General features: G+C 70.0%; 10 protein-coding genes and 1 pseudogene. 3 read left to right on the forward strand and 8 right to left on the reverse strand.

Annotation, left to right across the window (positions count from 1 at the left end; translation table 11 throughout):
- Nucleotides 1-12: 12 nt before the first annotated feature.
- The 3 genes and pseudogenes from KALB_RS45605 to KALB_RS24830 form a co-directional block, all read right to left on the reverse strand.
- Nucleotides 13-4,992: pseudogene (locus tag KALB_RS45605) on the reverse strand (DNA gyrase subunit A); the annotation flags it as partial.
- Between the two features lie 136 nt (nt 4,993-5,128).
- Entirely contained in the window at nt 5,129-7,186 is a 2,058-nt protein-coding gene (locus KALB_RS24825; protein ID WP_025358410.1) for a DNA gyrase/topoisomerase IV subunit B, read from the reverse strand.
- 153 nt (nt 7,187-7,339) lie between these two features.
- On the reverse strand, nt 7,340-8,881 hold the full coding sequence (locus KALB_RS24830) for an MFS transporter (RefSeq protein WP_025358411.1): 1,542 nt from the start codon (nt 8,879-8,881) through the stop codon (nt 7,340-7,342).
- A gap of 218 nt (nt 8,882-9,099) precedes the next feature.
- Between KALB_RS24830 and KALB_RS24835 the strand changes: the two genes are divergently transcribed.
- Nucleotides 9,100-10,149: a zinc-binding dehydrogenase gene (locus KALB_RS24835; protein ID WP_025358412.1), complete on the forward strand. Its 1,050-nt coding sequence runs from the start codon at nt 9,100-9,102 to the stop codon at nt 10,147-10,149.
- Between the two features lie 4 nt (nt 10,150-10,153).
- Here KALB_RS24835 and KALB_RS24840 read toward each other — a convergent pair whose 3' ends face one another.
- The 3 genes from KALB_RS24840 to KALB_RS24850 form a co-directional block, all read right to left on the reverse strand.
- Nucleotides 10,154-11,047, reverse strand: coding sequence for a PDR/VanB family oxidoreductase (locus KALB_RS24840; RefSeq protein WP_025358413.1), 894 nt, complete (start codon nt 11,045-11,047; stop codon nt 10,154-10,156).
- Nucleotides 11,048-11,058: 11 nt separating this feature from the next.
- Nucleotides 11,059-11,670, reverse strand: a complete 612-nt coding sequence (locus tag KALB_RS24845) for an MSMEG_1061 family FMN-dependent PPOX-type flavoprotein (protein ID WP_030107658.1) — start codon at nt 11,668-11,670, stop codon at nt 11,059-11,061.
- Nucleotides 11,671-11,763: 93 nt separating this feature from the next.
- Nucleotides 11,764-12,567 carry a hypothetical protein gene (locus KALB_RS24850; RefSeq protein WP_025358415.1) on the reverse strand — a complete coding sequence of 268 codons (804 nt, stop codon included), beginning with the start codon at nt 12,565-12,567 and terminating at the stop codon, nt 11,764-11,766.
- Nucleotides 12,568-12,742: 175 nt separating this feature from the next.
- Here KALB_RS24850 and recQ point away from each other — a divergent pair, with 175 nt between their 5' ends.
- Together recQ and KALB_RS24860 are read left to right on the forward strand one after the other, a co-directional pair.
- Nucleotides 12,743-14,575: a DNA helicase RecQ gene (gene recQ / locus KALB_RS24855; protein ID WP_025358416.1), complete on the forward strand. Its 1,833-nt coding sequence runs from the start codon at nt 12,743-12,745 to the stop codon at nt 14,573-14,575.
- A 112-nt stretch (nt 14,576-14,687) separates the two neighbouring features.
- Complete coding sequence (locus KALB_RS24860; protein WP_025358417.1) at nt 14,688-16,010, forward strand: dicarboxylate/amino acid:cation symporter; 1,323 nt, start codon at nt 14,688-14,690, stop codon at nt 16,008-16,010.
- Between the two features lie 99 nt (nt 16,011-16,109).
- Here the strand turns inward: KALB_RS24860 and KALB_RS24865 are convergent, their stop codons facing one another.
- Both KALB_RS24865 and KALB_RS24870 read right to left on the reverse strand, forming a co-directional pair.
- A complete protein-coding gene (locus KALB_RS24865; protein ID WP_025358418.1) occupies nt 16,110-16,835 on the reverse strand; it encodes a hypothetical protein in 726 nt (241 codons plus the stop codon).
- 91 nt (nt 16,836-16,926) lie between these two features.
- The gene (locus tag KALB_RS24870) at nt 16,927-17,382 is read right to left on the reverse strand and encodes an SRPBCC family protein (protein ID WP_025358419.1); all 456 of its coding nucleotides are present in this window, start codon (nt 17,380-17,382) and stop codon (nt 16,927-16,929) included.
- Nucleotides 17,383-17,400: the final 18 nt, after the last annotated feature.

Consider the following 17,400-nt stretch of genomic DNA (forward strand, 5'->3'; position numbering starts at 1 on the left):
CCCCGTCAAGCCTCAGCCGCGCTCGATGAGGTGCCCCACCACTTCCGGGGCCGCACTCGGCGTACCGGAACCGTCCCGCCGCTGGTCCACCTCGGGCAGCTCCACCGAGGACCCGTTCGCCTTGGCAGCCGCCGGTCGCGGACCCACCCAGGCCACGTCCAGCCTGCTCTCCCCCTTGAGGAAGCGCTGTGCCCGCACCCCGCCGGTGGCCCGGCCCTTGCTCGGGTACTCGCTGAACGGGGTCACCTTCACCCCGACACCGGTGGAGGTCACCACCATCGGCTCACCGTGCCCGGTGTCCTCGGTGCGCACCGCGCCGAAGAACACCGTCTCCGCGTCCAGGGCCAGGTTGATGCCCGCCATGCCACCGCCCTTGAGGCCCTGCGGCCGCACCAGGGACGCGGCGTAACGCAGCAGCGAGGCGTCCGAGGAGACGAACACCAGCGACTCCGACCCGTCGGTCAGCCAGGTCGCGCCGACCACCTCGTCGCCCTCACGCAGCCCGATGACCTCGAACTCCTCCGAGCGCACCGGCCACTCGGGCGCACACACCTTGACCACGCCCTGCCGCGTGCCCAGCGCGAGGCCGGGCGAACCACCGTTGTCCTCGCTCAGCGGCGCCAGGCCGATGACCCGCTCGCCCTTCTCCAGCGGCACCAGCTCACTGGCCGCCATGCCCCCGCTGAGCGAGACCGTGCCGACCTGCTCGGGCAGCACGGGCAGCGGCAGCACCTCGGTCTTGAACGCCCTGCCGAGGTTGGTCACCAGCAGCACCCGGCCGCGCGCCGTGGAGTGCACCATCGCCGACACCGCGTCGTGCTTGGCCCGGCCGCTGCGCCGACGCCCCTCCGAGACCTCCTCGGACTCCGCCGCCGTGCGCGCCACCAGGCCCGTCGCCGACAGGATCACCTGGCACGGGTCGTCGGCCACCTCCAGCGGGCCCGCGGGCTTGGAGGCCGCCAGCACCTCCTTGAGGTCACCGTCCATCAGGATGGTGCGCCGCTCGGTGGGGAACTCCTTGGCCACCTTGGCCAGTTCGCTGGACACCAGCTTCTTGAGCACCGACTCGTCCTCAAGGATCTTGGTCAGCTCCGCGATCTCCCCGCGCAGCTTGTCCTGCTCGGCCTCCAGCTCCAGCCGGTCGTACTTGGTGAGCCTGCGCAGCGGGGTGTCCAGGATGTAGGTGGCCTGGATCTCCGAGAGCCCGAACCGGCTCATCAGACCGTCCTTGGCGGCCTGGGCGTTCTCGCTGTCCCGGATCAGCTTGATCACCTTGTCGATGTTGAGCAGGGCCTTGAGCAGGCCCTCGACCAGGTGCAGCCGTTCCTCGCGCTTGCGCCGCCGGTACCGGGTGCGCCGGGTCACCACCTCGTAGCGGTGGGCCAGGAACACCTCCAGCAGCGCCTTGAGCCCCAGGGTCCTCGGCTGGCCGTCCACCAGCACCAGGTTGTTGATGCCGAAGGACTGTTCCATCGGGGTCAGCCGGTACAGGTCCGCCAGCAGCGCCTGCGGGTTCACCCCCACCTTGCACTCGATCACCAGCCGGGTGCCGTTCTCCCGGTCGGTCAGGTCCTTGACGTCGGCGATGCCCGAGAGCCGCTTCGACTTGGTGACCTCGTCGGTGATCTTCTCGATGATCCGCTCCGGGCCGACCCCGTAGGGCAGCTCGGTCACCGTGATGGCCTGCCGCCCGCGACTGCCCTCCAGCGGGCCGATCTCCACCTTGGCGCGCATCCGCACCACGCCGCGACCGGTCTCGTAGGCCTTGCGCACCTCGTCCAGCCCCAGCAGGGACCCACCGGTGGGCAGGTCGGGGCCGGGCACGAACTCCATCAGCTTGTCCAGCGTGGCGTCCGGGTGGCTGATCATCCACCGGGCCGCCGCGATGACCTCGCCCATGTTGTGCGGGATCATGTTCGTGGCCATGCCCACCGCGATGCCCGAGGTGCCGTTCACCAACAGGTTCGGGAAGGCCGCGGGCAGCACCGAGGGCTCCAGCAGCGAGCCGTCGTAGTTCGGCCGGAAGTCGACGGTGTCCTCGCCCAACTCCCCGACCAGCTGCATCGCCTCGGCGGACATGCGGGCCTCGGTGTTGTGGTTGACGAAGCCGCCAGCGAGGAACGAGTGATCCGCCGAGTCCACCCGGACCGAGTAGACCTCAGCCGGTGCACAGCTCTCCACCTCTGTCACGGCCTCGAACCGGTACCCGGAGTCCATGATCGGCAGGATCGTGGCGAGGACCTCGGTGTCCTTGATCCGGTCGATGATGCGCAGACGCTCGGTCTCCCAGCGCTCGACCCGGTCGAAGTTGTGCCGCGTCAACCACTTGCGCCCGCTGCCACGGCGGTCGAAGTCCAGCGCACCGCGCACGTAGTCCGCGACGAACGGCACGCTGTCCTGGCTGAGCCGGTGCGTGCGCAGCGGCGAGCGCCGCAGCAACTGGTCGAGCTTGGCCTGCTTGGTCTTGAGGAAGCCCACCCGCTCGGCGTAGGCCTTCACGTTGCGCAGGCCGGACACCACCAGCCGATGCTCCACGGAGCCGCTCTTGCGCACGTACTGGCAGTGCCTGGCGATCACGCCGAACTCGGCAAGCAGCTCTTGGACCTCCCGCGCGAGGCGGTCGCTGTAGGTCGAGTACTGCACCGTGAAACCGTCCAGGGCGACCCGCACTCCCCCGTCACCCTCGAACGCGGCCATCAGGAACGCCCGCTTGACGCCCCAACCGCCGTTCCAGACGAATTCGGGGACGAACTTGTCTCGGGCCTGGTGGCCGATGAACTCAGCAAGCGGGCTCGCCCTGAAGGCATCCATACCTCCGGCGTAGTCCTGGACGTCCAGTTCCCAGATGCGCTTGCGGTCGACCCGGGTCTGCCGGTTGGCGACGTAACGACGACCGCCGACAACCTGGTCGTAGGCGTGCAGCACCTCGTTGAAGAAGTGCTCGTCAGAATTGTTGAAGCCCGCGCGATTCTCACTGGCGAAGCCCTCGGACGCCCAGGCGCCGGCCAGCACCCCGAGCATGTACTCACGAGCGGTGGGAACGACCTGCGCCCAGGAGTTCCTGGCGATGCAGACCACCGCGCCCGGCTTCAACTCGTCAAGCCTGCGCCACTGGAACAGCGGCACACCCATCGGTGCCTCCAGGCAGAGCACCAGGTGGTTCTCGCTGCCCCGCAAGGAGAATCCAGACTTGGTGGTGACCCGAAGCGTGGGGTGCACACCCGAGTTGAACACCTTGTTGACCCGGACAGCCTTGCCGTCCTTGTCCAGTACTTCGAAGTCGGCGTCCGCCTCGGAATCGGCGGGCAGGTTCACCAGGTCCCCGATGCGCGCGCTGGAACCATCCGCGAGCCGGATCCTGGTGTCGCCGACAACGCAGTACCGCGACGCCGCCGGTCCATCGTCCGGGCTCCCAAAATTTCCGTGCCCGTCGATGAGCGGCACGTTCATGGAGAAGTCCTGGGCGAGCCGCACCATGGCGTCGTAGATGGCGGTGTCGCCGTGCGGGTGGTACTTGCCCATGCAGTTGTGCACGGCAAATCCCTCGACCACGAAGGTGTGTTCCTCCGCACCCACTTGGATGTCGAAGGTGGTGTCCGGCTCCACCGGCTCCACCGATTCCACGGTGAGGAAGGACAGCCCGGACAGCGCGTCGAGCCGGTCCGCCAGGGGCGAGCCAATCCGGCGCAGCTTGTCCACCCAGCCGTCCTGCTCGGCGCGCGCAAGGGAGAACACGGGGTCTGCCAGGGCGGAGCCGTGCCGGTCCTTGCCGTAGCGCACCGGTGTGCCACTCACCCCGGAGAGCGAGGACCTGAATGCCACGCCCTCGGTGTCGCGGAACCAGCCACCGCCCAGGTGTGCGGCGGAGAACTCCGCCATCACCTCCCGACAGGGCAGCCGGTCGTGGCCCTGCTTGCCGCCATAGCGGTAGGAGATCTCGGTGAGCTGGCGCAGGTTGTCCTGCTTGTAGCCGATCCGGCTCCAGGTCAGCAACTGCCCGGCGAGCCCCGCGGCGTCAACCCCGGACAGCGACAGCCCGTACAGGGTCTTGTGACCGTTGGGCTTGGCCTGGGACCAGTGGTGCCCGTGCCAGCCCATGTCGGCCAGCATCGAGTACACCTGCCGGATCAACCGCGGGCTGGTGCTGACGAACACGACCTCGCGGTTACGGGCGCGCACGTAGCCGTCACCGTCGAACAGGCCTGCCAGGAACGGGATCCAGGCCGAACGGTCGGCGAGCACGCTCGCGGGCACGCTCTTGTGGTCGCTGAGCGGGGTGGCCACCTCGAGCAAGCCCTCGTGCCGCGCGAAGGTCAGGATGTGCTGGTCGCGGTGCTTCGGGTTCTTCGCGACCCGCTTGCCCCGCGAGACGGTGACCCCGTTGGCGATCGCCCAGCCGTGTGCCAGGTCCAACGGCTCCACATCGCACATGTGGATGCGAACCCGGCCGTCAGCCTCCCGCGCCCGGTCCACGGCGAAGCCCTCGGCAACGATCAGGCCGAGCACGTAGCTGTACAGGTCCTCGCGGTTGGCCGGGGCCACACCGCCGCGCGCGCGTCCATAGCCCACGGTGCGATGCCCGGTCAGTGCCCGCGCCTCGGTCCAGCCCAGGGACAGGTCCTCGCCCACGGTGCGGAAGCGCTGGCCGGGGGTCACCAGCATGGTGTGGCCGTTGGACCAGGTGACGCGGACCAGTTCGGACACGGGGTTCTCGTACACGGCGGTGACGGGCACGGCGGCACCGCGGGCGTCGAGAACCTGCTCGCCGAGTTCGATGTCCTCGATCGGCCGGAGCCCGTCCGGGGTGGATACCAGGGCGCCGCGCACGAAGCAGTCCCCCACCACGCGCGAGGACTTCACGTACGCGTGGGTGGGGCGGTAGCCGTTCTCGTTCATCGAGAACAGGATCCGGCGGTGCACGGGCTTGAGCCCGTCGCGGGCGTCGGGAAGCGCGCGGGAGTGGATGACCGAGTAGGCGTACTCCAGGTAGGAGTCCTCGATCTCGGTCTTCAGCGAGTTGTCGAAGACCTGGGCGCCCGCCTGGTCGAAGGCGGTGTGGTCGACCCTGTTCTGCGTGCTGTCCTTGCGGCGTGCCATCTCTGCGGTACTTCCCTCTCGCGGACGGATCTCAGGCGTCGAGCGCGTCGCGGTCCACCCGCGCCGCGGACTCGACCAGCCAGTTGCGACGCGGCTCGACCTTCTCGCCCATGAGCAGTTCGAGGGCCTGCTCGGCGGCCTCGGCGTCGTCCAGGGTGATGCGGCGCACCGAGCGGGTGGCCGGGTTCATGGTGGTCTCCCACAGTTCGTCGGCGTTCATCTCGCCGAGGCCCTTGAACCGGGGCACCGGGGTGACCACCTGCTTGCCGGACTTCTCCAGCCGTGCCACGGTGGTCTGCATCTCCCGCTCGGTGAAGGTGAACAGCGTCTGCGGGTTGCGCCCCCTGGTGGTGATCTTGTGCAGTGGGGGCATCGCCGCGTACAGCCTGCCGTCCTCGATGACCGGCCGCATGTACTTGGCGAACAGGGTGATCAGCAGGGTGCGGATGTGCGAGCCGTCCACGTCGGCGTCGGCCATCAGGATGACCCGGCCGTAGCGCATCGTGGACAGGTCGAAGGTGCGCCCGCTGCCCGCGCCGAGCACCTGCACGATGGAGGCGATCTCGGCGTTCTTCAGCGTGTCGCCCAGGCTGGCCTTCTGCACGTTGAGGATCTTGCCCCGCAGCGGGAGCAGGGCCTGGTACTCCGAGACCCTGGCCATGCGCGCGCTGCCCAGCGCGCTGTCACCCTCCACGAGGAACAGCTCGCTGCGGGCGACCCCGGTGGAGCGGCAGTCCACCAGCTTGGCGGGCATCGCCGCGCCCTCCAGCGCGGTCTTGCGCCGGGCGGCCTCCTTCTGCTGCTTCTGCACCAGGCGCACGCGGGCCGCGTCGACGATCTTCTGTAGCACCGTCTTGGCCTCGGTGCGGCTGCGCTTGTCCTCGGCCCAGGCCTTGATGTGCTGCTCCACCACGCCCTGCACGACCTTGGTGATGCCCGCGGTGGACAGCTCGTCCTTGGTCTGCGAGGTGAACTGCGGCTCGGGGATGCGCACGTGCACCACCGCGGTCATGCCCTCCAGGACGTCGTCCAGGGTTGGCATGTCCTCCTTGGGCTTGAGCAGCCCGCGGTTGCGCGAGATGGCCTCCTGCACGGCCTTGAGCGCGGCCCGCTCGAAGCCCTTGCGGTGGGTGCCGCCGTGCATGTTGCGGATGGTGTTGGTGAAGCACTCCACGGTGCGCTCGTAGCCGGTGCCCCAGCGGAAGGCGATCTCCACCTCGGCGCGGCGCTCCACATTGGACTTCATGACGCCGTTCTCGTCGGCGGCGTTCTCCTTGTACGTGCCCTCGCCGTTGACCAGCAGGGTGGCCGAGACGGCCTTGTCCCCGGAAGGCGAGAGGAACTCGACCATGTCGGACAGGCCGTTGGGGTAGGAGAAGGTCTCCTCGCCGATGGTGCCCTCGGTGGCGTGGCGCAGCACGTAGGTGACGCCGGGCACGAGGAAGGCGGTGTTGCGCAGCTTGGCGCGCACGGCCTCCACGTCCAGCGCGGCCCCGGTCTCGAAGTAGCGGGCGTCGTACCAGTAGCGGATGGAGGTGCCGGTGGACTCGCCGCGCTTCATCTTGCCGACCACGCGCAGCCCGGACTGCGGGGTGAACCGCGCCTTGGGGCCTGGTGCGTCGAAGGTGCCGGGCTTGCCGTGCGCGAAGGACATCTCGTGCACCTTGCCCTCGCGCTTGACGGTGACGTCGAAGCGGTGCGAGAGGGCGTTGACCGCGGAGGCGCCGACTCCGTGCAGGCCGCCGGAGGTCTTGTAGCCGGAGCCGCCGAACTTGCCGCCCGCGTGCAGCCGGGTGAGCACGAGTTCGACCCCGGACAGACCGGACTTGGCGTGCACCCCGGTGGGGATGCCGCGCCCGTCGTCGTCGACCTGGACGCTGCCGTCGGCGTGCAGGGTCACCACGATCCGCCCCGCGTGACCGGCCACGCCCTCGTCGGTGGAGTTGTCCACGACCTCGGAGAACAGGTGGTTGATGCCACGGCTGTCGGTGGACCCGATGTACATCCCGGGCCGCTTGCGGACCGCTTCCAGTCCCTCCAGGTGCGTGAGGTCGTCGGCCCCGTAGAGGGGCTCAGCGGAGGCAGACAAAGGTTCGTTCTCCCGGATCGAGGCGAGCGGGCGGTGAGGACACACCGTACTGGAGACTATCCGAGCCCACCGACAGGTCCGGGCAGGTGATCATGCACGAGCCGCGCGGACGTGCCGCCGGCCCGTGGGCACGGCGGCACGTCGGTGCGGCGGTCAGACCCCGGCGTGGGCGAGGCTGGGCACGCGGGAGACGGCGCCGGCGCGGCGCAGGTAGCAGAACCAGGTCAGCGCGGCGAGCACCAGGTAGGTCAGCACGAACACCCCCAGCGCGGAGGTGGACCAGGTCGCGTTGGCCTGTGCGGCGGCCTCCTTGGCGGCGAGGGTCTTGGCCGAGGCGACGGCCTCGCCGACGGGCAGGCTGGCGATGCGGAACACCTGTTGGACAAGGAAGCCTCCGGAGGCACCGATGGCACCGGCGACCCCGATCACGGCCGCGGCCTGCCGCTTGAACAGCACCGCGGTGGCCGCCGGATCCGCACCGGTCTCCGCCGCCCGGGTGCGACCGAGCTCACCGAAGATCACCGGGATCATCCGGTAGATCGAGCCGTTGCCCGCGCCGGACAGCGCGAACAGCAGCATGTACGAGGTGAAGAACAGTTCGAAGCCGTGCTGGTTGACGCCGATGGCCGCGAGCACCGCGACCACGGCCATCGCGAGGAACACGCACACGGTCATCCGCGCCCCGCCGACCCGGTCGGCCAGCCAGCCGCCCAGCGGCCGGGTCACCGAGCCGATGAGCGCGCCGAGGAAGCCGAGCCCGGCCAGGTAGGTGCCGATGAACGGGTTCTCGGTCAGGAAGGTGGGGAAGGTCAGCTTGATCACCAGGGGCAGGGCGAAGGAGAAGCCGATGAACGAGCCGAAGGTGCCGATGTAGAGCAGGGCGACCACCCAGGTGTGCCCCTGGCGCAGGCAGGCCGTGTAGGACTTGGTGTCCGAACGGGCTATCGCGAGGTTGTCCATGAACAGCCAGGCGCCCACGGCGGCCAGCACGATCAGTGGCATCCACATGATGCCCACGTAGGCCAGGTGGACCGGGTGGACCGGGTTGCTGGCCACCGCGTAGGGCACGCCGAGGATGACCGCGAGCGGGCCGAGCAACTGCACGACGGTGACGCCGAGATTGCCGCCCGCCGCGTTGAGGCCGAGCGCGAAACCCTTTCGCTTCTCCGGGTAGAAGAACGAGATGTTGGCCATTGACGAGGAGAAATTGCCGCCGCCGACACCGGCCGTGGCCGCGATCAGCAGCAGCACGAGGACCTGGGTGTCGTGGGACTGCTGCCGCAGCCAGTCGAAATGCACCATCGCGGCGAGCAGCACCGTGGGCACCAGCAGCAGCGTGGCGCTGACCGCGGTCCACAGCCTGCCGCCGAACCGGGGCACCGCGAAGGTGTAGGGAATGCGCAGCAGGGCGCCGACCAGGTTCGGCACGGCCGTGAACAGGAACAACTCGCCCGGGGTGAACGGGCTCGCACCACCGAACCCGGCGTTGCCCAGGTTGAGCACGACCACCGACCAGAGCACCCACACGGAGAACCCGACGTGCTCGGCGAACACCGACCAGATCAGGTTTCGGCGGGCCACCCGGCGTCCGGTCCTCGCCCAGAACTCCGGGTCCTCGGGCTCCCATTCCTCGATCCACCTACCTCTGGCCGGGCGCGCGACCGCGGACTCCCGAGCCGTTTCGACCACTGTCATGTCCACCTCCTATATCGATCGAGCAGACCTTATGAACGACATATTTCGTGAACATTTCAGCCGGCGACACGGCGGCTAATTACCGCACACACCGGCAGTCGCACTGCCGTGCGGAATAGCATTCTTGGATTGAGTGCACGAATTCTCTTGCACGAGGTGCACGAATTGCCGTCCCAGTGGGCCTGCCGACTGACGGTGTGCGGCGCTACGGTGGCCGGGTGTCGAACACCATGATCGCCGGACGACTGGACCTGGACAGCCTGAGCTTCGCCGTGGAGGAGGTGCCGATCCCTGAGCCCGCCGCCGACGAGGTGCTGGTGCGGGTCGCCGCGGCCGGGGTGTGCCTGTCCGACCTGCACCTGATCGACGGCACGCTGCGGCTGCCCGGTGGGGGCGGCAAGGTGACCCTGGGCCACGAGGTGTCGGGCACGGTGGTGGCGCTGGGCTCGGGCGTGTCACAGGGTGCGGTCGAGGGCCAGCGGGTGACCTTGCAGGCCGGGCAGACCTGTGGGAGCTGCGCGAGCTGCCAGCGGCGGCGCCCGCCCTGCCTGGACGTGCGGACCCGCGGGGTGAACTACGACGGGGGCTGGGCGGAGTACGCGCTGGCCCGGGTGGACACGCTGGTGCCGATCCCGGACGACCTGCCCTTCGACCAGGCCGCGATCATCCCGGACGCGGTGTCCACGCCGTACGGGGCGATCGTGGCGACCGCGCAGGTTCGGCCCGCGCAGTCGGTTGGCGTGTGGGGTGTGGGCGGTCTGGGTGTGCACGGGGTGCAGGTGCTGCGGTTCTGCGGTGCGGCCCCGATCATCGCGATCGACCCGTTGCCGGGGGCACGCGAGCGGGCGCTGCGCTTCGGCGCGGACCTGGCGCTGGACCCGACCGCCGAGGACTTCGCCGAGCAGGTGCGGGCCGCGACGCAGGGCCGTGGCCTGGACTACGCGTTCGACTTCGCCGGGGTGTCCGCGGTGCGCGAGCAGGCGGCGAAGGTGCTGGGGCTGGGTGGGGCGCTGGTGCTGGTGGGCCTGACCGACGCGCCGCTGTCGGTGGCCGACGGCACGCGGTTCAGCGCGCGCAGGCAACGCATGCTGGGGCACTACGGTTCGCTGCCGCAGCACGTGGAGGAGCTGATCGCGCTGGCGGGCCACCACCGGCTGGACTTCTCCGGTTCGATCAGCGGGCACGTCAAGCTGGCCGATGCCGCGGACGCGGTGCAGCAGCTCGCGGACAAGGTGGGCGACCCGATCCGGCTGGTGCTGGTGCCCTGACCTGTCAGAGGTCGAGGACCAGCCGGTCGGAGAGGGCCCGGGACACGCACGGGTAGAGCCGGTCCGCCGCGCCGCCGACCTCGTCACGGTGCTCGGGAGTGCCCTCGAGCACCGTGACCTCGCAGGTGCCGCACACGCCCTCGCGGCAGCCTGCGGGCACACCGGCCCCGGCGCGGTCGAGCACGTCGAGTGCCGGCTCGTCCTGGGACACCGGCAGGGCCAGCCCGCTGCGGGCGAGCACGAGCTCGAACGGCCGGTTGGCGGGGAACTGCCGGGTCCTGGGCCGGAACCGCTCCACGTGCAGCTGCCCGGTGGGGAACGCGTCCTCGGCGGCGGCGAGCATGGCTTCGGGCCCGCAGCAGTAGACGAGCGTGCTGGGGTCCAGGTCGGCGGCCAGCGCGGTGAGGTCGGCGCGACCCACGCCGATCCGGGTGTCGTGGCGGCTTGCCAGTTCCTGGGCGAAGGGCATCGTGTCGGCGGCGCGCCCGGTGTAGACCAGGCTGGTGGCGGCACCGAGTGCGGTGGCGGCGCGCAGCATGGGCAGGATCGGGGTGATGCCGATGCCCCCGGCCACGAACAGGTAGCTCGGGGCGGGCACGAGCGGGAAGTTGTTGCGTGGCAGGGAGACGGTGAGCTCGCGGCCTTCGCGCAGGAACAGGTGCACGTACTCCGAGCCGCCCCGGCTCAGCGGTTCGCGGCGCACGGCGATGCGGTAGCGGTCGGGGTCGGCCGGGTCCCCGCACAGGGAGTACTGGCGTTGCAGCCAGTTGGGCAGGGACAGGTCGATGTGCGCGCCGGGCTGCCAGGGCGCCAGCGGTCCGTGCCTGCCGCGCAGGGTCAGCGCGAGCACGTCCCGGGCCACCGGTTCGACGCGTTCCAGCAGCGTGGTCTGTGACATCGGGGCCTCGCTCAGTACAGGACCTTGTAGGCGGCTTCCAGGTCGGCGTCCACCGCGGCGGCGTCCAGCGCCAACTGGTCGGCGACGATCTGGCCCAGCGAGGGCACCTCCTCGGCCAGCGCCTGGCTCTCGGCGTGCCACAGCCGGGAGCGGACCACCGCGCGCCCGCAGTGCATGAACGCCTCGCGCACCTCCACGATGGTGGCCAGCACGGGCCGCTTGCCCTCGACCTGCATGCGGGCCAGCACGTCGGGTTCGTCGGTGGCGTAGGCGGTCCCGTTGACGCGCAGGGTCTCCCGGTGGCCGGGAACCAGGAAGATCAGGCCCACCCCGGGGTTGTCGGCGATGTTGGTGAAGGAGTCGGCGAGCTTGTTGCCCAGCCGGTCGGGGATGGCCAGGGTGTGCTCGTCGAGCACCTTGACGAAGCCGGGGTAGTCCCCGCGCGGGGAGCAGTCCGCGTACCCGGCAGCGTCGGTGGTGGCCAGGCACAGGAACGGCGAGTGTGCGATGAAGCGGTGGAAGTGGCTGTCGATGCGGGTCCGCACCTTGGCCTTGATCACTTCTCCGGGTTCACCGAGCACTGCTCGCACCTGCTCGTGGCTCAACCGCCTCGGACGTGTCATGACCCCAGTCTTGATCAGCGCGCCCCCACGCGGCAATGCATGGTGCCCAACACCCGGGTCGCCCTCGGTGCCGGGGCACCTCGCGCCACGAGGTCAGGACCGGCGCGGATGGTGCTGGGCGTGGATGGCGTACGTGGCCGCGTACGCCACGGCACGGGTGACGGCGGGTTCGGTGAGCTCGGGCAGCCGCCGCCCTGGCGGGGTGGCCGCGGCCAGGGCCATTGCGCAGGCCCGCAGCACCTCGACCTCCAGGCTGGTCACCGGCGAGCGCAGCACCGCCTGCACCAGTCCGGGCAGCGCGAGCAGGTGGCAGGCCGGGTCGGCGGTGGTGACCAGGACGTGCCGCGGCGGCTCGATCGCCGTGGCGGCGCCGGTCGTGGTGTCCAGCAGGCAGATCAGGGCGTCGGCGTCCCAGGAGACCCGGTGCAGCGGGAACACCGGGGCGTCGCACTCGTTCCAGCTGACGATGTCGCCCACGCCCGCGGCCAGCAGCAGCACGCACAGCCGGGGCAGCTGCCGTGCGCCCGCGATGACCACGCGGCTGTCGGAGGGCGAGCGGCCCCGCCGGGCCAGGGTGGTCAACGTCGAGGCGGTCAGGCTGATCGCGGTGGTGTCCTGGTCGGTGATCACCAGCGGGCCGCCCGCCTTCGCCACCGCGCGCTGGACCTGGAAGGCCCGCTCCGGGTCGGTGTGGGTCAGGAAGACCGCGCGGAACCGCTTGGGCAGCGCGCACAGCTCGGCCGCCAACCGCGCCGAGTCCACGGCCAGCGGCACCGCGGACAGCCCGGCGTGCTCCCGGACCAGTTCGGCGTAGTCCTGCAACAGCGGCAACGTGGCGGGCGGTGAGGCGCCCGGGATCGCGCTGCCGTCGCTGACCACGGCGACCTCGGCGGTCATGGGCGGTTCGCCTCGGCCACGGCCAGCACCTCCGGCCGGTCACGCAAGCGGCTTGACATCGTCATTGAGACTCCTCTCGACAATCACCATCCTATGCAGTTGCACAATTTTGCAAGTCTTTACCATGCGAGGTCCGTCACCGGCGCTGTCGGTCCTCCCCCCTAGACTCGCCCGCATGGCGTCCCCGGAAACCGGAACCGACCTCAGCGAAGCCCTGCGGGTACTCAACACCGTCTTCGGCTACGACAGCTTCCGCGGCGACCAGCAGCAGATCGTGGAGCACGTGGTCGGCGGCGGCGACGCGCTGGTGCTGATGCCCACCGGCGGCGGCAAGTCCCTGTGCTACCAGATCCCCTCGCTGGTGCGGCCGGGTGTCGGCGTGGTGGTCTCCCCGCTGATCGCGCTGATGCAGGACCAGGTCGACGCGCTGACGGCGCTGGGCGTGCGCGCGGGTTTCCTCAACTCCACGCAGACGATCGAACAGCGCAACCAGGTCGAGACCGCCTTCGTGGCCGGGGACCTGGACCTGCTCTACCTGGCCCCAGAACGGCTCAGCATGGAGTCCACCGCGCGGCTGTTCGACCGGGCCGAGATCGCGCTGTTCGCCATCGACGAGGCGCACTGCGTCTCCCAGTGGGGCCACGACTTCCGCCCGGAGTACCTGGCGCTGTCCACCCTGCACGAGCGCTGGCCGGACGTGCCGCGCATCGCGCTGACCGCCACCGCCACGCACGCCACCCACGAGGAGATCGCCCGGCGGCTGGACCTCGGCGAGGCCCGGCACTTCGTGGCCAGCTTCGACCGGCCCAACATCCAGTACCGGATCGTGCCCAAGAACGATCCCAAGCGCCAGCTGCTGGACCTGCTGCGCACCGAGCACCCCGGCGAGGCGGGCATCGTCTACTGCCTGTCCAAGGCCTCGGTGGACAAGACCGCGGAGTTCCTGGTGGCCAACGGGATCTCCGCCCTGCCCTACCACGCGGGCCTGGACAAGGACACCCGCGCCACCAACCAGTCCCGGTTCCTGCGCGAGGACGGGCTGGTCGTGGTGGCCACCATCGCCTTCGGCATGGGCATCGACAAGCCCGACGTGCGCTTCGTGGCGCACCTGGACCTGCCCAAGTCGGTGGAGGGCTACTACCAGGAGACCGGCCGCGCTGGCCGTGACGGCCAGCCCTCCACGGCCTGGATGGCCTACGGGTTGCAGGATGTCGCCCAGCAGCGGCGGCTGATCGACATGAGCGAGGGCGACCAGGCGCACCGGCGCAGGCTCTCCGCACACCTGGACGCGATGCTCGCGCTGTGCGAGACGGTGGAGTGCCGCCGCGTGCAGCTGCTCAACTACTTCGGCCAGCAGGCCCAGCCCTGCGGCAACTGCGACACCTGCCTGTCCCCGCCGCAGACCTGGGACGGCACGATCCCCGCGCAGAAGGTGCTGTCCACGGTGCTGCGACTGGACCGCGAGCGCAGGCAGAGCTTCGGCGCGGGACACATCATCGACATCCTGCTTGGCAAGCAGACCCCGAAGATCAGCCAGCACGGGCACGACAGCCTGAGCACCTTCGGCATCGGCGAGGACCTGAAGGACAACGAGTGGCGCGGGGTGCTGCGCCAACTGCTGGCCCAGGGCCTGCTGACCGTGCAGGGCGAGTACAACACCCTGGCGCTGACCGAGGCCAGCGCCGAGGTGCTCGGCCGCCAGCGACAGGTCATGATGCGCCGCGAACCCGAGCGGGCCGCGCGTCCCGCCCGGTCCGAGCGCAAGGCCGCCGTCCCGGTGGACCTGCCCGAGGGCGCCGCCGCGGTGTTCGAGCAGCTGCGCGCCTGGCGCACCGCCAAGGCCAAGGAGGAGGGCAAGCCGCCCTACATCATCTTCAACGACGCCACGCTGCGGCAGATCGCCACCGAGGTGCCCTCGACCCTGGAGCAGTTGCGCGGCATCAGCGGGGTGGGCGACAACAAGCTGGCCAAGTACGGGCAACAGGTGCTGGACACGCTCAGCGGCTGATCCCACCAGGTGAGAGCTGCCTCGCACCAGGGCGTGATCAGGAAGAGTGCGGGGTCGGAGCGCGTTGTCACCCACCGCGCAGACAAGCAAGCCTCACCTCGGGAGCAGCACCGTGTCCCTCATCCGGACGTACACCAGACCCAGGGTCTTCGCCAGTGCCGTGCTCGGCTCGCTGGTCCTGGGTGCCCTGCTTGGCGTACTCGCCAGGACCACCGGCGCGAGCTGGCTGACCACCCTGCTGGACAGGATCGGCACGGTGTTCACCACCCTGTTGCAGATCGCGGTGGTCCCGCTGGTCTTCACCGCCATCGTGGTCGGCATCAACAGCCTGCGCGGCCTCGGCGGCGGTCGCCGCGCGGCGCGGCTGGGCGGCAAGACCGTGCTCTGGTTCGCCATCACCTCCTTCATCGCCTCGCTGATCGGCATCGCGGTCGGCCTGCTGATCAACCCGGGCAGCGGCGGTCTGGGCGCCGGGGTCGCGGCCACCGCGAAGAACACCGACAAGGCCGTCAAGAGCGTGGACCACTGGGGTTCCTGGCAGTCGTTCATCGACGGCCTGATCCCGAAGAACTTCCTCGCCGCCTTCACCGAGGGCGAGACCCTCCAGGTGCTGTTCCTCGCCGTGGTGATCGGCGCGGCGGTCTACAGCCTGGGTGAGAAGGCCAAGCCCTTCGTGGACTTCACCAGTTCGGTGTTCGAAATCATCCAGCGCTACCTCGGCTGGATCGTGCGGCTGGCCCCGCTGGGCATCCTGGGCCTGATCGGTGCCGCGGTCGCCAACTACGGTGACGCCCTGTTCCGCCCGCTGCTGTCCACCACCATCGCCGTGTACGTGGGCTGCCTGCTGGTGCTGCTGGTCGTCTACCCCGTGCTGCTCCAGTTCGTGGCCAGGGTCAGCCCGGCGCGCTTCTTCGGCAAGGCGTGGACCGCGATCCAGTTCGCCTTCGTGTCCCAGTCCTCGGCTGCCACCCTGCCGCTGACCCGGCAGTCCGCGGTCAACCTCGGTGTGGAGCCCGGTTACGCCGCGTTCGCCACCCCGCTGGCCAGCGCCACCAAGATGGACGGCTGTGCCGCCGTGTTCCCGGCGATCGGCGCCATCTTCATCGCCAACCTGTCCGGGGTGCAGCTCAACGTGTGGCAGTACGCGGGCATCGTGTTCGTGGCCGTGGTCGGCGCCCTGGCCACCGCGGGCACCACCGGCTGGCTCACCGCGCTGACCCTGACCTCGGCGTTCATCGGGCTGGACGCCAAGCAGGTCGCGCTGGGCATCGCGCTGATCTACTCGGTGAACCCGATCATGGACATGATGCGCACCGCCACCAACGTGGCCGGGCAGATCGTGGTGCCGACCATCGTGGCCCGCAGCGAGGGCCTGCTCGACGACGAGGTGCTGCACTCCCCCAGCGCCCCACCCCTCGTCGCCACCCCCGCCTGACCCCGGCCTGGGGCTCGCGAGTCCCGCCCAGCGGACCGCGAGTCCCGGTCACAGGACCGCGAGTCCCGCCATGGGGCACACGAGTCCCGCCCTGCGGGGTCAATCCAGCACACGCGCCGCCGCGATGGGCCGCTCGGTCACCGGGTGGATCGTCGCGGCGGCGCTGTTCACGCTCCACCGGTAGCCCGAGAACCGCCCGGTGGCGTTGTCCGCGTAGAACATCATGTGGCCGTAGCCCGCCCCGCTGTGCTGGGTGTCCGCGTCCACGATCCGGCTGTCCGGGTACGCGTCGTACTGGCCGACCCCGTACTGGCCGTGCGGTTCCGCGGTGCAGTCGGCGATGCTCACGGCGTACTGGGTGCTGCCGGGCAGGTTCAGCGCCTCGTTGGCGGCCACGTACTCGCCGAGCAGCTCGCGCACCATCACGACGTGCCCGGTGTGCACCTCGTGCTGCTCCGGGTACTCGATGGCGATCAGATCACCGGGTCGCAGCTCGGTGACCCGCTCGACCTGCGTGAAGTGCGGGACATCTCCCTGGTTGAAGGCGCGCAGGTAGTCCTTGGCGTACGGGCTGGTGCTGTCGAAGTGGGCGGTGAAGAAGGAACGCCGGGCCCACGGGTGGGAGCGGCGCAGCACCGCCGTGATGAAGGACGCGCACTGGCTGCGGTTGACCCAACTGGCCGGGCGGCCCTCGCGGCCCCACTTGACCACGTTGCGCTCTTCGGGCCGCTTGTAGACGTTGTTGGCGGGCACCAGGTGGTCGATCAGGCGTTCCGCCTGTCTCAGGTGCGGCGGTGACTGCACCAACAGGCCGGTCGTGTCCACCTCGGGTCCTCTCCGTGCGGTTTCTGCACCGAGCAAGGTACCTGGCCCGTTCCGTCGATTCGACTTTAGTCGTCACTGAAGTCATAGTGGATCATTGGAAATGGAGCCGGATGCCCGCCAGCGTGGCGGCGTGCGCCTTGACCGCCTCCCGCACCGTGACGGCGGCCAGCGGACGCGGCGCCTCGATCCGCATCCGCTCGACCACCCGGGTGCCCGACTCGATCGGCTCGAAGCGCAGCACGGTGTGCAGCCGCACCCGCGGGAACTGCCGCGCCTGCGCGAGCACGTCACCGGCGACTGGCACGTACAGCCGCGCCCAGTAGCCGGTCGGCAGCGTGATCGGCCCCAGCGGGATCCGGTCGCGCACCCGGTAGGTCTGCACGTACCCGTCCGCCGTGGCCGTGCGCGCGGTGCTGCGGACCGCCACCACCAGCGGGTGCACCAGCTTGATGTTGTCCAGGTCCACGTAGAAGTCCCGCACCCGCGACGGGTCCGCGGGCACTTCCTCGGTCAGCGTGCGCTCCGCACGGGTGATCCACCAGCTCACCGCGCGCACCGTACGGGG

Origin of the sequence: Kutzneria viridogrisea DSM 43870 (assembly GCF_000525635.1) — a bacterium.
In the GTDB taxonomy this organism is placed as follows: Bacteria; Actinomycetota; Actinomycetes; order Mycobacteriales; family Pseudonocardiaceae; genus Kutzneria; species Kutzneria viridogrisea.